17 protein-coding genes and 1 tRNA gene are annotated in these 16,506 nt (G+C 69.4%); 11 read left to right on the plus strand and 7 right to left on the minus strand.

The window, feature by feature from the left end; all coding sequences use genetic code 11:
- The first annotated feature begins 2 nt into the window (after positions 1 to 2).
- Genes B840_RS10570 through B840_RS10585 form a run of 4 tightly spaced genes read left to right on the plus strand, consistent with a single transcriptional unit; the run spans position 3 to position 3,763 of the window.
- Positions 3 to 1,442: an MFS transporter gene (locus B840_RS10570; RefSeq protein ID WP_042622096.1), complete on the plus strand. Its 1,440-nt coding sequence runs from the start codon at positions 3 to 5 to the stop codon at positions 1,440 to 1,442.
- Positions 1,429 to 1,944, plus strand: coding sequence for a TetR/AcrR family transcriptional regulator (locus tag B840_RS10575; protein WP_042622097.1), 516 nt, complete (start codon positions 1,429 to 1,431; stop codon positions 1,942 to 1,944). Before B840_RS10570 ends, B840_RS10575 begins: the two co-directional genes overlap by 14 nt.
- 11 nt (positions 1,945 to 1,955) lie before the next feature.
- Positions 1,956 to 3,269 (plus strand): MFS transporter, encoded by a 1,314-nt coding sequence (locus B840_RS10580; protein WP_042622098.1) that lies wholly within the window; start codon positions 1,956 to 1,958, stop codon positions 3,267 to 3,269.
- On the plus strand, positions 3,266 to 3,763 hold the full coding sequence (locus B840_RS10585; protein ID WP_042622099.1) for a mycothiol transferase: 498 nt from the start codon (positions 3,266 to 3,268) through the stop codon (positions 3,761 to 3,763). Before B840_RS10580 ends, B840_RS10585 begins: the two co-directional genes overlap by 4 nt.
- Before the next feature lie 19 nt (positions 3,764 to 3,782).
- Here B840_RS10585 and B840_RS10590 read toward each other — a convergent pair whose 3' ends face one another.
- The 4 genes from B840_RS10590 to B840_RS10605 form a co-directional block, all read right to left on the minus strand.
- Complete coding sequence (locus tag B840_RS10590) at positions 3,783 to 4,754, minus strand: diaminopimelate dehydrogenase (protein WP_042622100.1); 972 nt, start codon at positions 4,752 to 4,754, stop codon at positions 3,783 to 3,785.
- A 115-nt stretch (positions 4,755 to 4,869) separates the two neighbouring features.
- The gene (locus B840_RS10595; protein WP_188656928.1) at positions 4,870 to 6,051 is read right to left on the minus strand and encodes a DUF4185 domain-containing protein; all 1,182 of its coding nucleotides are present in this window, start codon (positions 6,049 to 6,051) and stop codon (positions 4,870 to 4,872) included.
- Positions 6,052 to 6,522: 471 nt separating this feature from the next.
- The gene (locus tag B840_RS10600) at positions 6,523 to 6,855 is read right to left on the minus strand and encodes a hypothetical protein (RefSeq protein WP_156971904.1); all 333 of its coding nucleotides are present in this window, start codon (positions 6,853 to 6,855) and stop codon (positions 6,523 to 6,525) included.
- A gap of 483 nt (positions 6,856 to 7,338) precedes the next feature.
- A tRNA-Thr gene (locus B840_RS10605) sits at positions 7,339 to 7,411 on the minus strand.
- Between the two features lie 89 nt (positions 7,412 to 7,500).
- On the opposite strand from B840_RS10605, the gene thrE reads away from it, so the two are divergent.
- From thrE to B840_RS13575, 6 genes are read left to right on the plus strand one after another with little or no spacing between them, the layout of a single operon-like run.
- On the plus strand, positions 7,501 to 9,006 hold the full coding sequence (thrE, locus tag B840_RS10610) for a threonine/serine exporter ThrE (RefSeq protein ID WP_042622103.1): 1,506 nt from the start codon (positions 7,501 to 7,503) through the stop codon (positions 9,004 to 9,006).
- Between the two features lie 52 nt (positions 9,007 to 9,058).
- Entirely contained in the window at positions 9,059 to 9,376 is a 318-nt protein-coding gene (locus B840_RS10615) for a hypothetical protein (RefSeq protein WP_042622104.1), read from the plus strand.
- Between the two features lie 9 nt (positions 9,377 to 9,385).
- Positions 9,386 to 10,801 carry an alpha,alpha-trehalose-phosphate synthase (UDP-forming) gene (locus B840_RS10620; RefSeq protein ID WP_042622105.1) on the plus strand — a complete coding sequence of 472 codons (1,416 nt, stop codon included), beginning with the start codon at positions 9,386 to 9,388 and terminating at the stop codon, positions 10,799 to 10,801.
- Positions 10,798 to 11,271, plus strand: a complete 474-nt coding sequence (locus tag B840_RS10625) for a hypothetical protein (RefSeq protein WP_052491175.1) — start codon at positions 10,798 to 10,800, stop codon at positions 11,269 to 11,271. The genes B840_RS10620 and B840_RS10625 overlap by 4 nt, the downstream gene beginning before the upstream one ends.
- Before the next feature lie 25 nt (positions 11,272 to 11,296).
- Positions 11,297 to 12,616 carry a trehalose-phosphatase gene (gene otsB, locus B840_RS13850; protein WP_084602984.1) on the plus strand — a complete coding sequence of 440 codons (1,320 nt, stop codon included), beginning with the start codon at positions 11,297 to 11,299 and terminating at the stop codon, positions 12,614 to 12,616.
- Between the two features lie 9 nt (positions 12,617 to 12,625).
- Complete coding sequence (locus tag B840_RS13575; RefSeq protein ID WP_156971905.1) at positions 12,626 to 12,787, plus strand: hypothetical protein; 162 nt, start codon at positions 12,626 to 12,628, stop codon at positions 12,785 to 12,787.
- On the opposite strand, the gene B840_RS10640 is transcribed toward B840_RS13575, so the two are convergent.
- Positions 12,784 to 13,335 carry an HdeD family acid-resistance protein gene (locus tag B840_RS10640; protein ID WP_042622106.1) on the minus strand — a complete coding sequence of 184 codons (552 nt, stop codon included), beginning with the start codon at positions 13,333 to 13,335 and terminating at the stop codon, positions 12,784 to 12,786. The two genes, B840_RS13575 and B840_RS10640, sit on opposite strands and share 4 nt — an antisense overlap.
- Positions 13,336 to 13,395: 60 nt before the next feature.
- On the minus strand, positions 13,396 to 14,496 hold the full coding sequence (locus tag B840_RS10645) for a LacI family DNA-binding transcriptional regulator (RefSeq protein ID WP_042622107.1): 1,101 nt from the start codon (positions 14,494 to 14,496) through the stop codon (positions 13,396 to 13,398).
- A 40-nt stretch (positions 14,497 to 14,536) separates the two neighbouring features.
- Here B840_RS10645 and B840_RS10650 point away from each other — a divergent pair, with 40 nt between their 5' ends.
- Positions 14,537 to 15,397, plus strand: a complete 861-nt coding sequence (locus B840_RS10650; protein WP_052491176.1) for a CE1 family esterase — start codon at positions 14,537 to 14,539, stop codon at positions 15,395 to 15,397.
- A 137-nt stretch (positions 15,398 to 15,534) separates the two neighbouring features.
- Here the strand turns inward: B840_RS10650 and rlmB are convergent, their stop codons facing one another.
- Positions 15,535 to 16,497 carry a 23S rRNA (guanosine(2251)-2'-O)-methyltransferase RlmB gene (gene rlmB, locus B840_RS10655; RefSeq protein ID WP_042622108.1) on the minus strand — a complete coding sequence of 321 codons (963 nt, stop codon included), beginning with the start codon at positions 16,495 to 16,497 and terminating at the stop codon, positions 15,535 to 15,537.
- Between the last annotated feature and the right edge of the window lie 9 nt (positions 16,498 to 16,506).

The following is a 16,506-nucleotide window of genomic DNA, read 5'->3' on the forward strand; positions in this document are numbered from 1 at the left end:
GCGTGAAACATCTGGACAACGTGGATTCCACACCCGCCCAGCGGTGGACGTTCCTGCTGGTCGTCTCGCTCGGCCTGCTCATGATCGGGGTGGACAACTCCATCCTCTACACCGCCCTGCCCGAGCTGCGCTCCCAGCTCGGGACCACTGAAACCCAGGCCCTGTGGATCATCAACGCCTACCCGCTGGTCCTCGCCGGCCTGCTCCTGGGCACCGGCACCCTCGGCGACCGCATCGGCCACCGCCTGATGTTCCTCATCGGGCTGGTCATCTTCGGCGCCGCCTCCCTGGCGGCCGCCTTCGCGCCCGGAGCCTGGCCCCTCATCGCCGCCCGCGCCTTCCTCGGGCTGGGCGCGGCGACGATGATGCCCGCCACCCTCGCCCTGATCCGCATCACCTTCAGCGACGAACGCGAACGCAACACCGCCATCGGCGTGTGGGGTTCCGTCGCCGTGGTCGGTGCCGCCCTGGGCCCGGTCCTCGGCGGTCTGCTGCTCGAATACTTCTGGTGGGGTTCCGTCTTCCTCATCAACGTGCCCATCGTGGTCGCCGCGCTCGTCCTGACCGTGGCAGTCGCCCCGCCGAACATGCCGAACCCGGTAAAACGCTGGGACGCACGAAGTTCCCTCTACGCCCTGGTGACCCTGTCGTCGCTGGTCACCGCCATCAAGGAGGCGGCCAACCCGGACCGCACCGGGTGGCTCCTGGCGGCGGCCACCCTGTCCGCGGTTCTGGGGGCATCGGCGTTCGTCCACCGTCAGCGCCGCCTCGACGATCCCCTGCTCACCTTCGACGTCTTCCGCTCCCGCATCTTCAGCGGCGGGGTGCTCGCCGCCAGCGGCGCGATGTTCGCCGTCGCCGGGCTGGAGCTGCTGACCACCCAACGTTTCCAGCTCGTCGCCGGCTACAGCCCCCTTGAAGCGGGCCTGATCGTCGTCGCCGTGACGGTGGCGGCCTTCCCGTTCTCCCTCCTGGGCGGCGCATCGCTGCACCGGGCCGGTTTCGCACCGCTGATCTCCGGCGGCTTCCTGGCCGTGGCCGCGGGCGTCGGGACGGCCGCCTGGGCGGGAGGCCACGACGCCCTCCCGCTGTTCATCGCGGCGCTCGCGCTGGTCGGTGCGGGAGCGGGCGCCATCATGTCGGTGTCCTCGACGGCGATCATCGGTTCCGCACCGATCCGCCGCGCGGGCATGGCCGCTGGAGTGGAGGCGGTCTCCTACGAATTCGGCACCCTGTTGTCCGTGGCCGTCCTGGGCAGCCTCCTCCCCCTGTTCTACGCCCGCTCCGCCGGCGGGGACATGCTCACCGGACTCAACGGCGCCGCCTACGACGACGCCTACCTGACCATTCTGCTGATCATCAGCGCGCTGGCGGCCGTCTTCGCCGCCGTCACCGGCTGGTGCTTCCGCGACAACCCGAAGGGTGCCCATGCGCCGGAGTAAACGCGACCTCATTCTCGACGCCGCCGTGGCCCTCATCGCCGCCGAGGGCCTCGAGCACCTGAGCTACGAAACACTCGCCGACGCCGCCGGCCTGTCCAAGTCCGGCCTCATCTACCACTTCCCCTCCCGTCATGATCTGCTGTTGGGCATCCACCGGCACCTCGCCGACGCGTGGGAGACGGAGCTGCGGACCATCGCCGGCGCCCCCGCCGAAGAATGCACCGATTCCCAGCGCCTGCGCGCCGTGGTCATCTCCATGGGCCGCACCGCCGACCTGGCGGAGCTGATCATGATCCTCGACGCGCGCAGCGACCCGGAGTACAAGGCGGTGTGGGCGGACGTCGACACGCGGTGGATGCCCGCGCCGGACACCTCCGACGCCTACCTCGTCCAACTGACCGCCTACGGGCTGTGGGCCCACGACCACGTCCACCACCGGCCGCTGTCCACGGACGACCGGGAAAGGCTCATTGCCGCTGCACTGAAGCAGATCCCGACCTAGACTCACGGTTCATGACCGACCGCCGAACCGTCCTCGCATGGGGCCTCTGGGACTGGGGATCAGCCGCCTTCAACGCCGTGCTGGTCACCTTCATCTTCTCGGTGTACCTCACCGACTCGGTCGGCCGGAACGTCTCCGGCCCCTTCACCCCGGCGCAGTACTACGGCTTCGCCATCGGCCTGGCCGGCCTCCTCATCGCCGCCATCACCCCGGTGATGGGCCAACGCTCCGACCTGCGCGGCACCCGCCGCCGCGCCGTCGGGGTGTGGACGTTCATCACCGTCGCCCTGATGGCGTCCCTCTTCTTCGTGCGTGACGACGCCGCCGTCTGGTTCTGGGTCGGCATCCTCATCATGGCGGTCGCGTCGATCACCTTCGAGATCGCCGAGGTCAACTACTTCGCGCAGCTCACGCAGATCTCCACGCCGGAAAACGTCGGCCGGGTCTCCGGTTTCGGCTGGGGCATGGGCTATCTCGGCGGCATCGTCGTCCTGCTGGCCTGCTACATCGGCTTCGTCGCCGGTTCCGGGGACACCCGCGGCCTGTTCAACCTGCCGGCCGAGGGCGGGTTGAACATCCGGGTGGTCGCCGTGTTCGCGGCAGCCTGGTTCGGCGTCTTCGCCCTGCCGGTCCTCTTCCGGGTTCCGGAGATCTCCCCCTCCGGCGCGCAGACGGAGTCCTTCCGGGAGTCCTACCGGCGCCTGTTCCGCGACCTGAAGAGCCTGTGGAGCCAGGACCGCAACTCGGTGTTCTTCCTCATCTCCTCCGCCGTGTTCCGCGACGGGCTGGCCGGGGTGTTCACCTTCGGGGCGATCCTCGCGGTGAGCGTCTACGGCCTCAGCGCCGGCGACGTCCTGCTCTTCGGCGTGGCCGCCAACGTCACCGCCGCCCTCGGCGCTCTGGCCGGCGGCTGGCTCGACGACCGGACGGGCCCCAAACCGGTGATCCTCGGCTCCCTGGGCATCATGATCGCCGTCGGGGTGACCCTGCTCTTCGTGCAGGGGCCGGTGGGATTCTGGATCTTCGGCCTCATCCTGTGCACCTTCGTGGGTCCGGCGCAGTCGGCCGCACGCTCCTTCCTCTCGCGTGTCGCACCCGAGAACCGGGAGGGCCAGATGTTCGGCCTCTACGCCACCACCGGCCGGGCCGTCTCCTGGCTCGCGCCGGTCGCCTTCGCCGCCTCCGTGTTCCTCGGCGGCGGGGACGACCGCTACGGAATTCTGGGCATCGTCGCCGTCCTGGCCGTCGGCGCCCTACTGCTGCTCCGTGTCAGCGATCCGGCGCGGGGCCGCCGCGCGGCGGAGACAGGCAGAGTGGAGTCATGAACGTCACCGAACTGATCCAGGACATGGCCTCCCGCCCCGTGGCGGCGGCCGAACAACTGCCCCGGTTGAGCGCCGCGCAGCTCAACGCCCACCCCGGGAACCACCCCAACTCCATCGCCTGGCTGCTGTGGCACAGCGGCCGCGAGGTCGACGTCCAGCTCTCCCACCTCAGCGGCCGCCCGGAACTCTGGGCGGACTTCCGGGAGAGCTTCGGCCTGGGCGAGGTGGGGGACACCCTCGGCTACGGCCACGACGAGGATGAGGCGGGGGAGGTCGTCGTCGAGGACCAGGAGCTGCTCACCGATTACCTCCGGGCCACGCTCGAGGCACTGAGCGGCTATGCCGCCGGGCTCCGCGCAAAGGAGCTTTCCGAGGTCATCGACCACAGCTGGGAGCCGGCCGTCACCCGCGGGGTGCGGCTGGTCTCCATCATCGACGACGCCGCCCAGCACGTGGGCCAAGCGGCATACGCCGCGGGAATACTCACCCGCTGAGCCGGACCAGGTCCAGCCGCTACACGTCGCGGGCGATGAGCTCCTCGAGCGGCGTCGCGGAGATGAGGTACGGCGCGACCTCGAGCACTGTGTAGGCGCCCGACTGGCCGGCTTCGCGCATGCGGTGGGCCGCACGGGCGTAGGCCAACGCCACAGCACCGGTGAAGTCGGGGTTGCGCTCCAGCTCGAGGGTGTACTCGATCGACTGGGTGTAGCCGCCCGTGTCGCCCGCGGTGATCACGTGGCCGCCGTGCGGCATGCCGGTGTGTTCTGCGTCGAAGGTGGCCTCGTCGATGAAGTTGACCTCGACCTCGTAGCCGACGAAGTAGTCGGGCATGGTGCGGATCTCGTTCTCGATCCGCTCCTGGTCCGACTCTTCGCAGACCACGAAACAGCGGCGCAGGTGGGTCTGCTTGCCGGTCAGGCCCTCGGCCTCGCCCTTGCGCGCCTTCTCCAGGGCGTCCGGGGAGGGGATGGTGTACTGGACGGCCTTGCGCACGCCGTCGATGCGGCGCAGTGCATCCGAGTGCCCCTGGGACAGGCCCGGCCCCCAGAAGGTGTTCTGGCTGCCGCCCGGCAGGAGCGCCTGGCCGATGGTGCGGTTGAGGGAGAACATGCCCGGATCCCAGCCGGTGGAGACGATGGCGACGGTGCCGTTCTCCTTGGCCGTCTTGTCCATCTCGGCGCGGTGGCGCGGGACGTCGCGGTGGTTGTCGTAGGTGTCCACCGTATTGGCGTGGCGGATGAACTCCGGGGCCTGCTCGGGGATGTCGGTGGCGGAGCCGAGGCAGAGCACGGCGACGTCGAAAAGCTCCGTGTGCCCGGCGAAGTCCGCGACGGGCAGCACCGGGGTGTCCGGGTCGAGGGTGTCCAGGCTGTCGCGGCGCGAGAACACTCCCGCAAGCTGCATGTCCGGCTGCTGACCGATGAGCTTCTCCACGGACCTGCCGAGGTTGCCGTATCCGACGATTGCCACCCTGATATCTGCCATGTGCGCTCCTTAGTGAAGGGTCGGGAAATGTCGCACGCCATTCTACGGGGCGCGGGAGCATCCCCCGCAGAAACCGCGTGGGCGGGCGGCCTGCCCACGCGGCCCGGCACTGCGTCTACGGGGTCGCACCCTCCAGGGGAATGACGGTGAGGCCGGCCAGCGCGTCTGCTGCCCCCTCCGGGGAGAGCTGGGCGGCCGACCCGCCGTCGAGCGGCGTGACCTCGACCTGGAGGACATCCTGGTTGCCGACGTCCGGGGACTGCGGCTCCTCCGTGAGAGCGCGGGTGCGCATCGGGGACACGGCATCCTCCGGCGTGATGCCGAAGAATTTGTCCAGGCCCTTCACGTTGAACTGGGTGGACATGTAGCGGCTGTTGTCGCGGGTGTTCCACTGTGAGACCACCAGATCCATGTTCGCCAGCGTGGAGCCGGGGACGATGTAACCGCCGTAGAGCTGGGTGAAATTGCTCGCGTCCTGGGTGGACCCCCAGCCGCCGGTGCCGGCGACGACCACGTTGGCGGGGGCGATCTCGTTCCAGTCGCGGGCGATCTCGGGGGAGATGCGCACCTCGATGGCCATGGTCTCGGCGTTGAACATGCTCAGCACCCAGTGCCCCTCGATGTAGCGCAATGACATCTCCCCGGCGCGGACGGCGTCGCTGAGAACCGGCGTGTAGGCGGTGCCCCACGTGCCGGAGCCGTCCCGGTTCAGGGAGTAGTGCTCCCACGCCGCGGTGTCATCGATGTCCGCGGGGAGGAAGCGGGAGAGGTAGACGTCGCTGAGCCGGTTGAACTGCGAGGACATGACATAGACGTAACCGTCGGGCCCCAGCTCCCAGGTGATGAGGTTGCCCATGCCGCCCATGTAGTCCTTCGACGTCGTGCCCAGGGTCTCCCAGGTCCGGCCCTGGTCCCCGGACATCCAGATCTCGGTGCTCAGGACGTTGCCGACGCCCTCGTTCCACATGCCCTGCAGGTAGAGGACGCCGTCGATGTTGATCACGTCCGAGGGCAGCATCGTCAGGCCGCGGTTATTGTGCTCGTAGTCGATCAGCTGCTCGACCACCTCGCCCTCGTTGAGCGGGCGCAGGATGTTGACGGTGCCGTCCGCTTCGTACACGGCGACAACCCCCACCGGGCTCATCCACTCGCCCTCGCCGAATCCCGGGCCGCGGAAGGAGTCGCCGAAAATGATGGCGAACTCCTTCCCGGTCCCGATGTACGCCATGACGCCGAGGTCGCCGAGCAGTACCCCGAGGCTTTCGGAGATACCGGGACCCAGCAGATCGCCGACCAGTGCCACATCCAGCCCCTCGGAGGGTCCGTCCGCCCGGGGCGCGGTCTGTGAGCCGGAGGAACCGGAGGAACCGGAAGAGCTCTGGGCCAGAACCGGAGTGGACAACATGATGCTGCAGACGACCGCGCCGGTGACGGTGAACGCAATGGTGGAGAGGGACTTCCGCACGACAATCTCATTTCTGGATTCGGTCCACCCGCACATCGACGCAGGTGGGAGGGCCGAGCGGTGAGTTTAGTCCAGTGGAGGAGGCCCGAAGAGGTGATCGACCTTCCGGTCGATGCCCGCCACCCCCGCGGGCGTCGACCGGACGCATTGTCCACCAACCCGACATCGGCTGACCCGGTCAGTTCCCCCGTGATCTACCCGCAGCTGCGGAACACCGCTTTCCGCCACGACGTCCCGCCCCCGGCCGAGCCCTCCCGGTTCCATGAGCTCCTGACAGGAAGGATCCTCGTACGGCCCAGCAGCTCACGCCGAGGGGTTGCGGATCACCTCTCGACGAATGGCCTCGAAGGCGCCCGCAGAAACCGCATTCACCACCCAGTACGGCCAGGGCAGGGCAGGTATCAGTCCCAGGACCCAGGCCTGCGCCCACCGCAGTGACCCGGACACCCGACGGCCGCGCAGCAGTTGGTAGGCGACAGCCGCCTGAAAGGCAGCCGAGCCGAGGACAACGGCAGGGGCCACCGGTACCAGGGCGCCGAGGACCGGCCGGTAGGGCGGCAACCAGGTGTTGTCACGCAGCCACTGCAGGAAATCGGGGGCGATGCGCACCGTGTGCACCGTGTTCAAAACAGCCATGCTCCCGAAATACACCCCTACGGCTCGGGCGCCGATCCTCCACGCCCGGCCGGAAACTCGTGGAGCCGTGCGGTGTCGTATCCGTCGCGAAGTGGTGTCCATGATCAATTCTCCTGGGGTGGTAGTCGATGGACGTCCAGACAGATGACCGAAGTGTGACCCGGATCATTCTTCCATCCATTCTGCCCGATGCGGAACCCCGAGGAGGGACAGTCTCCTGATACTCGGTCAAGGTCCCTGCCAGCTTGTCCCCACCGCCTGGAATCCCATGAATTCGTGGATGCCTTGTGCGCATGACAGTCCGGGGATCCCGCATAACCCCTACCTTCGCCCAGAGCACCCGCTCAGTCGAGTGCTGGGAGCGCGCCGTACGGTGCGCGGCGAACGCCAGGACACTGCCGATGAGCGAGGTGACCCCCACCGGGGAATCTACGTTGACCTCCTGAGCAAAAATCCCCGGGCCGATGGCCCGGGGAGTGTAAGAGCTGGAGACGAGACTTGAACTCGCAACCTACGGTTTACAAGACCGTTGCGCTACCGATTGCGCCACTCCAGCAGGGGCGGGAACGTGGTCCCCGTCCGCCTGAAATCGTACCCGAGGGGGCGGGTGTGTCAGAAACCGCCCGGGCGACTAGGGTGGCGCCCGTGTCCTCCCTGTTAGACAGCCTGAGATCGACGTTCACCGCGTCGGGGCGCATCGCCACGATCGATGCCGCCAAGGCCGCGCCGCCGCCGTCCCCGCTCGCCCCCGTCGATCTGACCGATCAGGCGCAGGTGGCGGCGGTGATGGACATCGCGGCCCGGATCGGTGACATTCTCCTGTCCTCCGGCACGTCGAATTCGGACACCAGGGCGCAGATCCATGCGGTGACGTCCGCCTACGGTCTGCACTACTGCCACGTCGACATCACGATGAACACCATCACGATCTTCACCACGATCGGAACCACCCGGAAAACGCCGGTGAACGTGTTCCGGGTGGTGCGCCGGATGACCACCGACTTCTCCCGGCTCTCCGAGGTCGACCGGCTGATCCGGTCCATCCAGGCGGGTGCGACGCCGCCCGAGGTGGCCGAGAACATTCTCGACGACCTGTCCGCCAAGCCCACGGCCTACGGCATCTGGACGGCGATCATGGGCTGGGGCCTGTTGGGCGGATCCGTGGCCGGCCTGCTGGGTGGCGGGGCCCTGGTGATCATCACGGCGTTTCTGACCGCGGTGCTCATCATGACGCTGAACACGTGGCTGGACCGCAAGGGTCTGCCCTATTTCTTCCAGAACATGTTCGGCGGGATCATCGCCACGCTGCCGGCCGCGATCATCTACAACCTGGCCGCCGACGTCGGCGTGCGGATCTCGCCCGGCCAGGTCATCGCCTCTGGCATCATCGTGCTGCTGGCCGGCCTGACCCTGGTGCAGTCGCTGCAGGACGGGATCACGGGGGCACCGGTGACGGCGTCGGCGCGCTTCTTCGAGGCACTGTTGTTCACGGGCGCCATCGTGGCCGGCGTGGGTGTCGGCATCCAGGTCTCCGTGTTGATCGGGGTGCCGCTGCCTCCGCTGGAGATCATCCCCACCTCGGGGTTCACCACGTCCACCGTCCGGGTGGTGTGCGGCGGGCTGGCGGCCGCGGGATTCGCCATCGCCTGCTACGCAGAGTGGTCGTCGGTGTTCATCTCGGGGCTGAGCGCGCTGGCCGGGTCCGCCTTCTATTATTTCCTGCTGGTTCCCGTCGGTGTCGGGCCGGTGATCGGTGCGTCGCTGTCCGCGGTCGTCATCGGCCTGGCGGGCGGTCTGCTCGCCCGCCGTTTTCTCATCCCTCCGCTGATCACCGCAATCGCCGGCATCACCCCCTTTCTTCCCGGTCTGACGGTCTACCGCGGCATGCACTCGATGATGAACGAGCAGACCCTGCTCGGTTTCACCAGCATCGTCGTCGCCCTGGCCACCGCCGGGGGCCTGGCCGCGGGCGTGGTGCTGGGCGAATGGGTGGCCCGCCGGCTGCGCCGCCCGCCGCCCCTGAATCCCTACCGTTATTTCCGCGCCGCCCGCCGCAACACTTTCCAGCAGATGGCCCGGCAGAAGGCTGCGGCGCGGCGGGCCCAATCCGAGCGTCCGCGCGGGCGGGTGCGGAAATTCCCGCGCCAGTAGCGTAGAATCAACAATCTACTGCGCCCTGACCACCACTTTCTCAGGAGGATATGTGCCGCCGAAGGTCACTGATACCCGCCCCACCCCCGAAGCTCTGCATGCTGTGGAGGAGGAGACCGCCGCCTCCGCCCGCCGGATCGTCGCCACGTACTCGCAGGACTTCCTGGACGGCGTGACCCTCATGTGCATGCTCGGCGTGGAACCGAAGGGCCTGGTCTACAAGAAGGTCGCCGCCGAGCTGGAGGACGCGGAGCCGAACGTGGCGAAGCGGACCCGCAAGAAGGCCACCAAGAAGGCCCCCGCCAAGAAGGCCCCCGCCAAGAAGACGACGAAGAAAACCACCGCCAAGAAGACGGCCAAGAAGGTCTAAGCGTCAGGCATGAGCGGCGACAACAGCTTCGTGGTCGTGGCCAACCGCCTGCCGGTTGACCTGCACACCGCACCTGACGGCACCCGGACGTGGACACCCAGCCCGGGTGGCCTGGTCGCGGCGCTCTCCCCTGTCCTGGAGCACCAGCAGGGCTGCTGGGTGGGGTGGCCCGGAGTGTCCGACGAGGCGCCTGAGCCGTTCCGCACCGACGCAGGGGTGCTCCTTCACCCGGTCCGCCTCACCGAGGCGGACTACGAGGGTTTCTACGAGGGTTTCTCCAACGCGTCGCTGTGGCCCCTCTACCACGATCTGATCGTCACCCCGGTGTACCACCGGGAGTGGTGGTCCGCGTACCGCGACGTCAATCTCCGTTTCGCCCTGGAGGTGGCGGAGGTCGCCGCCGAGGGTGCGACCGTCTGGGTGCAGGACTACCAGCTGCAGCTGCTCCCGGGCATCCTGCGCCAGATGCGCCCCGACCTGCGCATCGGGTTCTTCCTTCACATTCCTTTTCCGAGCCCGGACCTGTTCCGGCAGCTACCCTGGCGCGACGAGATCATCCGCGGCCTCCTCGGAGCGGATCTCATCGGCTTCCACCTCGAATCCAACGCCCGCAACTTCCTCGACCTGTGCGCGGCGACGGAGGGCCTCACTGTGGAGGGGAACGCCGGCACCCGGCGCACCGACGCCCACGTGGTCACCCACGACGGCCACCGCGTGGCCGTCGGCGCGTTCCCGATCTCGATCGACGCAGCCTCGCTCGGAGAGGGCGAGGAAGGCGGTGTCGACAAGCTCCGTGCGGAGCTGGGTGACCCGGAGACGGTGATCCTCGGCGTGGACCGGCTCGACTACACCAAGGGCATCCTGCAGCGGCTGCTGGCGTTCGAGGAGCTGCTGGAATCAGAGGCCCTCGACCCCGCGACGACTGTGCTGATGCAGGTGGCGACCCCCTCGCGCGAGCGCATCGAGCAGTACCGGGTGGCGCGTTCCCAGGTGGAGGAGGCCGTCGGCCGGATCAACGGCACCTTCGGCGCCATGGGCCGGCCGGTGGTGCACTACCTGCACCAGTCGCTGCCGAAGAGCGAGCTGCGTACCTACTACGAGGCCGCCGACGTCATGCTGGTGACCCCGTTCAAGGACGGCATGAACCTGGTGGCCAAAGAGTACGTCGCCTGCCACGGCGACGGTTCTGGCGCGCTGGTGCTCTCCGAGTTCGCCGGGGCGGCGGTGGAGCTCAACGAGGCGCACCTGTGCAACCCCTTCGACCTGGAGTCCATCAAGCGTGCCCTGCTCACAGCGGTCCAGGGGTTGGCAGGGGCCCCCGAGGCGACGGCGGAACGGATGCTGGCCATGCACCGGCAGGTGGCGGAGTACGACGTCAACCGCTGGGCCGACGCCTTCCTCACGTCCCTGGAGGAGACCCGGTGAGGCGGCCGCTGTCCGCAGCTGCTGCCGGGCTGGCCGCCGCGTTGCTGCTGGCCGGCTGCGCCGTAGAACCCACCGCCGATGTCGTGGGCTCGTCGTGGCTGGTCACCGACATCTGGACCACCCCGGGCGAACCCTCCGCGCTACCTGACGGCGCCGCCGGCCTCGCCCGGCTGGCCTTCGGCGAACGCTCGGTGTCCGGGTACACCGGTTGTGCCCCGCTCCAGGGCACCGTCCACTTCACCGGCGAGGGTGCGGGGACCGGCGTGGAGAACGCCCGCACCCTCACCGTCGACCGCCTCGAGGTCGGGGAGACCGAGGAGAACTGCCACGCGGCCTGGTCCCACGGGCAGTTGACCGAACTGATCGAGCCCGGCGCGGTGTTCGACGTCCGACACGATGACCGCGCCCTCGTGCTGACGCTGCGCACCGACGCCGTCGACCGCCCCGCGATCGGCCTCGCCGCCATGTAGGGGTCGGCCCATCTAGAGTGGGCCCATGAGCATCACGCCAGCCGCCCTCGCCCGCCTCGTGGACGCCGAGAAACTGCTCGTCGTCTCCGACTTCGACGGAACCCTCGCGGGCTTCTCCCCCGACATCTACGCCGTTCCCGTCAACCTGGATTCGGTCGCCGCGCTGACCCGGCTCGCCGGCCTGCCGGACACCCACGTCGCGTTGCTGACCGGCCGCCACCTGGAGGGTCTGGCCCGGGTGTGCCCGCTGCGGGACCCGGTGGTCCTGGCGGGATCGCACGGTTCCGAGTCCGCAGAGCACGCGGTGGCGCTCACCGGCGAAATGCGCGCGAAGCTCGACGCCGTCGAGGAGCAGCTCGCCGAGTTCGCCTCCCATCCGCAGACCTACATCGAGTTCAAGCCCTTCCAGCGGGTGGCGCACGCCGCGGCGCTCGCCTCGACCGACCAGGCGACGGCTGACGCGCTGCTCGAGGCGGTGATGTCCGTGGAGGTGCCGGGCGTCCGTGTGACCCGCGGCAAGAACATCGTCGAGTTCTCGGTCAGCGACGCCACCAAGGGCACCTGGCTCGCCGCGGAGATCGCCCGCGTGCAGCCCACCGTCGCGCTGTTCATCGGCGACGACGCCACCGACGAGGACGGCTTCCGTGTCCTGCGCGCAGGCGACGTCGGCGTCAAGGTCGGCGCGGGCAATACCGCGGCGGGCGAACGCGTCGCCGATATCCCGGCCGTCGCGGAGCTGCTCACCTCGCTCGCCGACGGCCGAGCCGCCCGCCTCGGCCTGCCCCGCCCCGTCGCCGAGCGCTTCGAGGCCGTCGCCGCCGGATTCTCCGCCGAGGTCCACCGCGTGCACGACTGGTCGGCCGCGACCCCGTGCGAGGGGTGGTCCGCCCGGGACATCGTCAACCACCTGCTCACCTGGTACCCGGCCAACCTGCGCGACGCGGGCATCGATCTGGCGTTCACCGCCGACCTCCAGGCCGACCCCGCCGGCGCCTGGTTCGAGTTCGTCTCCGCGGTCCGCGGGGTCCTCGCGGATCCGGCGCGTGCCGACGCCGTGTTCACCGCCGGGCCCGACGAGGGCGGGACCGTGGCCCGTGCCACCGCCGGGTTCCTCCTGCCCGACATCTTCATGCACACCTGGGATCTGGCCCGCTCGCAGGGGCGGGACGTCGAGCTCGACGCCGATTACGCCGCCCGCAACCTCGCCGGGATGGAATCCGTGGGCGACGCCCTGCAGGACTCCGGCAGGTTCGGCCCGCCGGTGCCCGTACCCGCCGATCAGCCCGCCGGCATCCGCCTCATGGCCTACGCCGGAAGGGACCCGGGTTTCGGCCTGCGGGCCTAAACTCGGGGCATGAGCATCCGCGCTCTCGCCGCCAGCGCCCTCGTGGTGTCAGCTCTGCTGCTGCAGGGCTGCTCCTCGGCAGTCTCCCCCGTCGACACCTGGGGAGACGGCGACATCCTCCATGTCCACGACGCCGGCGGGCGCGAACCGGGAACCCTCCGGCGAAACTAAGACGCCGCCCCGCCGGCCTCCTTCACCGCCGTCCGACGGGCGATACCCGCGCCGAGGATGAAGACGCCCCAGAGGATCGCGCACACGCCCAACCACTTGCTCACCGCCAGGGCCGCGGTGCCGGGGTTGGCGATGAAGATGACTCCGGCGGTGACGAAGAGGATGCCGCCGAGCAGCAGCAGCCACCGCGATGTCTCCCGCTGCTGGGAGAAGGCCGAGACCAGCTCGGACGCGCCCTTGGCGAGGAGCCAGACACCCAGAATCCAGGCGAGGGCGATCCCGCTGTCGAGCGGGCGGAAGATGGTCAACAGGCCGGCGGCGATACCGATGGCGGCGATGACGATGAGGAACACCCGGGAGTCCCGGTTCCGGGGGCGCAGTCCGGCCGCGAGGGCCAGGAGGCCGTCCACCAGCGCGTACCACCCCCAGATGAGCACCAGGGTCAGGATGGTGAGACCTGGCCATGCGACGGCGACGACTCCGACGGCGATGGCCAGCAGACCGGAGACAATGAGGACAGTGGACGAACGGCGGGCGAAATCAAGCATCGTGCCTATCCTTGCTGCTCAGAAGAGTTGAGGCTGTCGGCACTGATGCTACTCCGGCGGTCAGCGCCCCGGGGGCGCGATGGTGGTGCCCGCGTGGAAGGAAGTGTCCAGGATCTCGCGCGGCGGCGGGCCGGCCGGGGGCTGGTCCGCCAGGTGTGCGTCGAGAAGCGAGAGGAGCATCCTGCCCGCCGCGGCACCCTTGGCGCGGTTCGGCTGGAGGACGGTGCTCAGGCCCATGATGAGGGCGTTGCGGATGCCGTCGAAACCCGTCACGGACAACTCCCGCGGGACGGCGATACCCTGGTCCCGGGCGTATTCGAGCACACCCAGCGCCATCGAGTCGGTGGTGCACAGCACGGCCGTGACGTCGGGGTGGGTGGTGAGCATCTCCCGGGCGGCGGACAGGCAGTTGGCGTGGTCGTTGATGTGCCTGGTGATCACGGGCACGCACTCCGTCGCGATGCCGGCCGCCCCGAACTCCTCCAACGCCCCGAGAACACGGTCGCGCTGCACGTGCAGGGCCGCCCCGGGCAGGACGGCCGGGTCGACGGGGCCGTCGTGGCGGTCGCGTTCCAGACGGATCGCGAGGATGCCGATGCGGCGGTGGCCCGCCTCAACGAGGGCGCGGGCGGCGGGCCGGATGGCGGCGCGGTCGTCGATCCCCACGAACGGCAGGTCGATGACGTCCTTCGGCTGATCGCACACCACCAGCGGCAGCCCCCGGGCGCGCGCCGCCGCGAGGTGCGGGTCCGACTGCGCCACCGAATACACCACCACCCCGTCGACGGCGGCGCGCCCCACCAGGGCGGAGGCGTCCGTTTCCGAGGGACCCGCCGGGATGAGCGTCAACGAGGACTCCGACCCGGATGTCGCCTCCGCCATGCCCGCCAGGAAGTCCACCGACGCGGCGTCCTCGAAGGCGTAGGTCAGATGCTCGGTGAGCAGCACCCCGATGGACCCGGCCCGGCGGGTCCGCAGGGACCTGGCCATGGGGTCCGGCCCCGGGTAACCGCGCGCCGCGGCGGCCGCGAGGATCCGCTCCCGCAGCTGCGCCGACAGCTGGTCCGGGTGGTTGTACGCGTTCGACACCGTCGTCCGCGACACCCCCAGCTCGGCGGCGAGCGAGGCGAGAGTCCCGCGGCCGCGGGCACGTTTGACCATGCCCCCAAAGTAGCAGGAGGGTGCGGCTACACTATGCGTCGTGAGAATCCAGCAGCCGTACACCTCCGAAAGAGTCGTCCTGCGCCATCAGGGGCGCGACCGGACCTTCGTCGTGGTCACCCCCGACGACCTGCCCGCGAACCCGCCCGCGCTGCTCTACTTCCACGGCTCCCTGCAGAACGGCAACGTCGCCCGCAACTTCACCGGCCGCATCTTCGACGACATGGCGGCCCGGGCAGGGGTGGTACTCGCCTACCCGGACGGCGTCGACAGGCATTTCAACGACACCCGCCTGCGCCTCCGGGAGAAGACCCGCGAGCTGGGGGTCGACGACGTGGGATTCACCCGCGCGATCGTCGACTGGCTGGGCGAGCACCGCGGCGTCGACACGTCCCGCGTGCACGCCTGCGGCTACTCCAACGGCGGCCAGATGGTGATGCGCCTGCTCCACGACGCCCCCGGTCTCCTCGCCGGCGCCGCCACCTTCGCCGCCACCATGCCGGCGAAGGGCAACCGCGTCGACGGACTCGGCGAAGCCGACACGCCCACCCCCTACCTGGCGATGCACGGCACGGCCGACCACATCGTCAAGTACGACGGGGGTGTCGCCGGGCTCGACGACGCGCATTCCCGCGGCGTGCTCGTCTCCGCCTTTGAATCCGCGCGCTATTTCGCGGCGACCAACGGCCTCGACGATTCCGACCACAAGGCCGTGGCCGGCCCAGAGGGCGTCACCGTCGACCGGTGGTCCCGCGAGGGGGTGCCCACGGTCGAGCTGTGGAGCATCGAGGGCATGGGGCATGTCGTTCCCACCCCGAAGCAGCTGCCGGCCAGCATCGGCCCGGGCACCGACTCGGTCGTCGCCTCGGACGTGCTGGCACGATTCTTCGGCTGGGAGTGAGGGCGTTGCCGGAGGCGTGACCCTCCGCCGCACTGACACGGGGGTCCGGATCCGGCCCCGACCGGCGCGGAGGTCCACCCTGCGGCGGGTTTTCCGCCGGGACGCTGGGCCGCCGGGCCCCTGAAGGCCCGGCTCCGCTAGCTCCCCGCCGCCCCGAGCACGCCGGCGGCGCGGCGCTGGCGGGCGAACTCGGAGAGCACCACACCGGCGGCGACCGAGGCGTTGAGCGATTCGACCCAGCCGATCATCGGCACGGACATGATGACGTCGCAGTTCTCGCGGACCAGCCGGGAGATGCCCTTGCCCTCGGAGCCGACGACGATGACCACCGGCTCGGCGCCGCCGTCGTAGGTGTCCAGGGTGTGCTCGCCGCCGGCGTCGAGGCCGACGACCTGGTAACCGTTGCGCTTGAACTCCTGGATGGTGCGGGTCAGGTTGGTCTCGCGGGCGACGGGCAGCCGGGCGGCGGTACCGGCGGAAGTGCGCCAGGTGACGCCCGTGATGCCGGCGGAGCGGCGCTCGGGGATGACCACGCCGTGCCCGCCGAAGGCAGCGACGGAACGGATGACCGCGCCGAGGTTGCGCGGGTCCGTGATGTTGTCCAGGACGACGAACATGCCGGGTTCGCCGGTCCCGGCCACCGAGGAGATCAGGGAGTGCACGTCGGTGTACTTGAACGGCGGGATCTGCAGGCCCAGTCCCTGGTGCATGCCGTTGCCGGTCATCTTGTCCAGCTCGAAGCGGGAGATCTCGGTGATGGTGATGCCGCGGGTGGTGGCCATCTGGACGGCCTCGGAGAGGCGGTCGTCGGCGCCCGTGCCCTCGGCGACGTACAGCGTGGTGGCGGGCACCTTCGCGTGGAGGCACTCGATGACGGGGTTGCGCCCGACGACGAGCTCGAACGTGTTCTCCTTGACGTGGCGCCCGGAGGACCGGCGCTCCGCCACCTTCTTGCGCTTGTGGGCGGCGTGGTACTCGCGGTCCTCCGCCTTGGGGGTGGGCCCCTTGCCCTTCAGTCCGCGGCGGACCTGCCCGCCGGAGCCTTTGACGGCGCCCTTTTTGTTGGTTTTCCGCGTCCCGGGTCGTCCCTGGTTCGTCATGTCTTTTCA

Source organism: Corynebacterium marinum DSM 44953 (assembly GCF_000835165.1).
Taxonomy (GTDB): Bacteria; Actinomycetota; Actinomycetes; order Mycobacteriales; family Mycobacteriaceae; genus Corynebacterium; species Corynebacterium marinum.

Coding starts and splice junctions, on each gene's coding strand:
- B840_RS10575 (WP_042622097.1), top strand. CDS start 1,429: ATGCGCCGGAGTAAACGCGACCTCATTCTCGACGCCGCCGTGGCCCTC.
- B840_RS10580 (WP_042622098.1), top strand. CDS start 1,956: ATGACCGACCGCCGAACCGTCCTCGCATGGGGCCTCTGGGACTGGGGA.
- B840_RS10585 (WP_042622099.1), top strand. CDS start 3,266: ATGAACGTCACCGAACTGATCCAGGACATGGCCTCCCGCCCCGTGGCG.
- B840_RS10590 (WP_042622100.1), bottom strand. CDS start 4,754: ATGGCAGATATCAGGGTGGCAATCGTCGGATACGGCAACCTCGGCAGG.
- B840_RS10600 (WP_156971904.1), bottom strand. CDS start 6,855: ATGGCTGTTTTGAACACGGTGCACACGGTGCGCATCGCCCCCGATTTC.
- B840_RS10620 (WP_042622105.1), top strand. CDS start 9,386: ATGAGCGGCGACAACAGCTTCGTGGTCGTGGCCAACCGCCTGCCGGTT.
- otsB (WP_084602984.1), top strand. CDS start 11,297: ATGAGCATCACGCCAGCCGCCCTCGCCCGCCTCGTGGACGCCGAGAAA.
- B840_RS13575 (WP_156971905.1), top strand. CDS start 12,626: ATGAGCATCCGCGCTCTCGCCGCCAGCGCCCTCGTGGTGTCAGCTCTG.
- B840_RS10640 (WP_042622106.1), bottom strand. CDS start 13,335: ATGCTTGATTTCGCCCGCCGTTCGTCCACTGTCCTCATTGTCTCCGGT.
- B840_RS10645 (WP_042622107.1), bottom strand. CDS start 14,496: ATGGTCAAACGTGCCCGCGGCCGCGGGACTCTCGCCTCGCTCGCCGCC.
- rlmB (WP_042622108.1), bottom strand. CDS start 16,497: ATGACGAACCAGGGACGACCCGGGACGCGGAAAACCAACAAAAAGGGC.